Annotated in this window: 3 protein-coding genes; 2 read left to right on the top strand and 1 reads right to left on the bottom strand. The window is 70.6% G+C overall.

Annotation, left to right across the window (positions count from 1 at the left end):
* Positions 1–108 precede the first annotated feature (108 nt).
* Positions 109–1,452 (top strand): pitrilysin family protein, encoded by a 1,344-nt coding sequence (locus ACFUCU_RS16200; RefSeq protein WP_290258339.1) that lies wholly within the window; start codon positions 109–111, stop codon positions 1,450–1,452.
* On the opposite strand, the gene ACFUCU_RS16195 is transcribed toward ACFUCU_RS16200, so the two are convergent.
* On the bottom strand, positions 1,449–1,958 hold the full coding sequence (locus ACFUCU_RS16195) for a DUF1579 domain-containing protein (protein ID WP_377973470.1): 510 nt from the start codon (positions 1,956–1,958) through the stop codon (positions 1,449–1,451). The two genes, ACFUCU_RS16200 and ACFUCU_RS16195, sit on opposite strands and share 4 nt — an antisense overlap.
* 295 nt (positions 1,959–2,253) lie before the next feature.
* Here ACFUCU_RS16195 and ACFUCU_RS16190 point away from each other — a divergent pair, with 295 nt between their 5' ends.
* Positions 2,254–3,447 carry a substrate-binding domain-containing protein gene (locus ACFUCU_RS16190; protein ID WP_290258337.1) on the top strand — a complete coding sequence of 398 codons (1,194 nt, stop codon included), beginning with the start codon at positions 2,254–2,256 and terminating at the stop codon, positions 3,445–3,447.
* Positions 3,448–3,582: the final 135 nt, after the last annotated feature.

Below are 3,582 nucleotides of genomic sequence, written 5' to 3'. Positions count from 1 at the left end.
GGGCCGGTGGATTCGTCCACCGGCCCCGCTGCCGTTAACTGCCGCCGCCGCGGGTAGGATGGCAGGCAGATTTGGCACCCTTCCAGCACGGTTTTTTGAAAGGCCTTAATGACTCTCGTCCCGCTGCCGCTCGAGCAGAACCAGCACGCCGACACCCTGATCCACGGGGCCGACGGCGGTTCGGAGGTGCGGCGTTCGGTGCTCCCCGGCGGCGTCCGGGTGCTGACCGAGGCGATGCCCGGCCAGCGCTCCGCCACGATCGGTTTCTGGGTCGGCGTCGGATCCCGGGACGAGGCCCCCGGCCAGCACGGCTCCACCCACTTCCTGGAACACCTCCTTTTCAAGGGCACCCGGAAGCGCACCGCCCTGGAGATCGCCTCCGCCTTCGACGAGGTGGGCGGCGAATCCAACGCGGCCACCGCCAAGGAAAGCACCTGCTACTTCGCCCGCGTCCTCGACACGGACCTGCCGATGGCGATCGACGTCATCGCCGACATGATCACCGGCGCCGTCCTCGACCCGCAGGAGATGGAGCAGGAACGCGACGTCATCCTCGAGGAGATCGCGATGGACAGCGACGACCCCACCGACGTCGCCCACGAGCACTTTGTCGCCGCGGTCCTCGGCTCCCACCCGCTGGGCCGCCCCATCGGGGGCACTCCCGAGGCCATCCGCGCCGTTGCCCGGGATTCGGTCTGGGACCACTACCGGCGCTACTACCGCCCGGACGAGCTCGTCATCACCGCCGCCGGGGGACTGGACCACGACGTCGTCTGCCGCCTCGTGGTGGACGCCCTGGAGACCGCCGGCTGGGACCTCGAGGCCGACGCCGCCCCGGTGCAGCGCCGCGCGACCGAACGCGCCGTGATCACCGGCACCGCCGGCCTGCACGTGGTCAAGCGCCCCGTGGAGCAGGCCAACATTATCGTGGGCTGCCCCTCGCTGGTGGCCACCGATGACCGCCGCTTCGTCATGAGCGTCCTCAACGCCGTCCTCGGCGGCGGCATGTCCTCCCGCCTGTTCCAGGAGGTCCGCGAGAAGCGCGGCCTGGTCTACTCGACCTACTCCTTCGCCTCCTCCTACGCCGACGCCGGGTACTTCGGCATGTACGCCGGCTGCACCCCCACGAAGGTCCGCCAGGTGCTGGACCTGCTGGGCGCCGAGCTGGACAAGCTCGCCGAGGGCGGCATCACCGAGGAGGAGCTGCGCAAGGCCGTGGGCCAGCTCAGCGGCGGGATCGTCCTGGCGCTGGAGGACACCGGTTCGCGGATGTCCCGCCTGGGCCGGGCCGAACTGGTCTCCGGCGAATACCAGGACATCGACGAGACCCTGCGGCAGATCCAGGCCGTCACCGCCGCCGAGGTCCAGGAACTCGCCCGCGAACTCGCCGCCGCCCCGCGGACCGTCACCGTGGTGGGACCCTTCGAGGAAACCGAGACCTTCGGGCTCTAAACCGGCGCCGCCGCCCGGACCCGACGGCACACCGTCGTCATGAACGGGGTGAACTCCCCGGCGGCTCCCAGCCGCAGCCCGGCGGAGTGGATGAGCTCGCCATCGCGCACCTGCAGCGTGTGCCGGGCCGTGCCCCGGGCGCTGCGCCGCTCGATGGTCAGCACGCCGTCGTGCCAGGCGGCCCGCGCCGGCGCGTCCGGTGCGCGCCCCTCCAAGGGCAGGCCTACGACGCCGGCGCGTGCACCGTGAATTTCGTATAGGAGCGCCCCGGGGTGGCGCGGATCCTCGGTGAGCACCCCCGTGACGGTGGCGACGCGGCCGTCGGCCTCGGCGTGCCGGAACGCCACCGTGACCGCCAGCCCACCCGCCGCCCGCGCGAACTCCACCTCCGCCGCCGCGCTCCTTGCCGGACCCCACGCGGTGGCCTCCCAGCGGGTGGTGCCGCTCCAGCGCCCCAGGAAATCAGCCAGGGCGCCGAGCGTGGCGCCCGTCAACCGTCGGTTCATGCCGCACGCACCCCGCTCCTTTTCGGTCCTTCCCTGTCTTTCCCCGGGACCGCGCTGCGGCCCCGGGATCATCTTCACGCGGGCCGCACCGGGAGTAAAGAGCCGTGGTGCCCATGAGGCGCCGTCGGCGGCGGGGGAGAGGCAACTTCGTTGCCATTTCGTTGCACAGTCTGCGCCGGAATCCGTTGACAGTCTGTGACCCGCGCCATAGATTGACTGTAATCTGAATCACCTTTCAGGTTGGACTCAGATCTCCCCTGCCCCCACTCCTCGGATTTTCACCGAAAGGCATCCCGTGAAGGACACAAAGAAGTTCCTGATGGCAGCCGTGATGGCCTCCGGCCTGGCCCTGAGCGCCTGCGCGCCCACCGCCGGCTCGGCAGCCCCCGCGGGCTCCGGCAAGGCCGCCGAGCCCGTCAACGTCGGCATCATCTACTCCAAGACCGGGGCCCTGGCGGCCTACGGCGCCACCTACTACCAGGGCCTGCAGGCCGGCATCGACTACGCCACCGGCGGCAGCGGCGAGGTCAACGGCGCCAAGATCAACCTGACCTACACCGACGACGCCGGCGACCCGGACAAAGCGGTCGCGGCCGCCAAGGACATGATCGGCAAGGGCTACAAGATCATCGGCGGCACCGCCTCCTCCGGCATCGCCGTCAAGCTCGCCGAACAGGCCCAGCAGAACAAGGTCCTCTACATCTCCGGCCCCGCCGCCACCGACGCGATCCAGGGCGTCAACAAGTACACCTTCCGCTCCGGCCGGCAGAGCCTGCAGGACGTCGCCACCGCGGGCACGTTCATCGACACCAAGGGCAAGAAGGTCGTCGTCTTCGCCCAGGACAACGCCTTCGGCCAGGGCAACGTCGCCGCGGTCAAGGCCGTGCTCGGGGCCAAGGGCGCCAACGTCAGCTCCGTGCTGGTCCCGGAGAACCAGGAACTGACGCCGTTCGCGCGCCAGCTGCTGGACGCCAAGGCAGACCTGGTCTTCGTCGCCTGGGCCGGCGCCACCACCGGCACCATGTGGCAGGCCCTGAGCCAGCAGGGCGTCTTCGACTCCGCCCCGGTGGTCACCGGCCTCGGCGACGCCTCCAGCTTCAACGCCTACGGCCCGGCGAGCTCCAAGATCAGCTTCCTCAACCACTACTTCCCGGGCGCCTCAGGCACCGACGTCGAGAAGAAGATGATCGCCGGCGTCGAGAAGGCCGGCGGCAAGGCCGACCTCTTCACCCCGGACGGCTTCGTCGCCGGCCAGCTGATCGTCCAGGCCATCAAGCAGGGCGGCGGCACCGACCCCGACGCCATGGTCAAGGCCCTCGAGGGCTATAGCTTCGACGGCCCCAAGGGCAAGGAAACGGTCCGTGCCTCGGACCACGCCCTGATCCAGGACATGTACCAGGCCAAGCTCGTCCAGAAGGACGGCGCCTGGACCCCGCAGCTGATCAAGGCCGTGCCGGGCGACACCGTCGCCCCGCCGGAGAAGAAGTAGCCAGCGGCGGGCGCGCGCGCGGGCCGGGAATAAAACCCCCCCCCCCCCCCCCCCCCCCCCCGCCACACCCACACCGCACCCCATCAAACCCCCCCCCCCCCCCCCCCCACCGAGGGACCCACCCCGCCCAGCAGC

Source organism: Arthrobacter sp. NPDC057259, from assembly GCF_042668995.1.
In the GTDB taxonomy this organism is placed as follows: Bacteria; Actinomycetota; Actinomycetes; order Actinomycetales; family Micrococcaceae; genus Arthrobacter.
The sequence above is the reverse complement of the archived record's forward strand: the minus strand, read 5'-3'. Positions and strand labels throughout refer to the sequence as shown.

Excerpts from the sequence above, each read along its gene's own strand:
- ACFUCU_RS16200 (WP_290258339.1), top strand. The coding sequence starts at position 109 with ATGACTCTCGTCCCGCTGCCGCTCGAGCAGAACCAGCACGCCGACACC.
- ACFUCU_RS16195 (WP_377973470.1), bottom strand. The coding sequence starts at position 1,958 with ATGAACCGACGGTTGACGGGCGCCACGCTCGGCGCCCTGGCTGATTTC.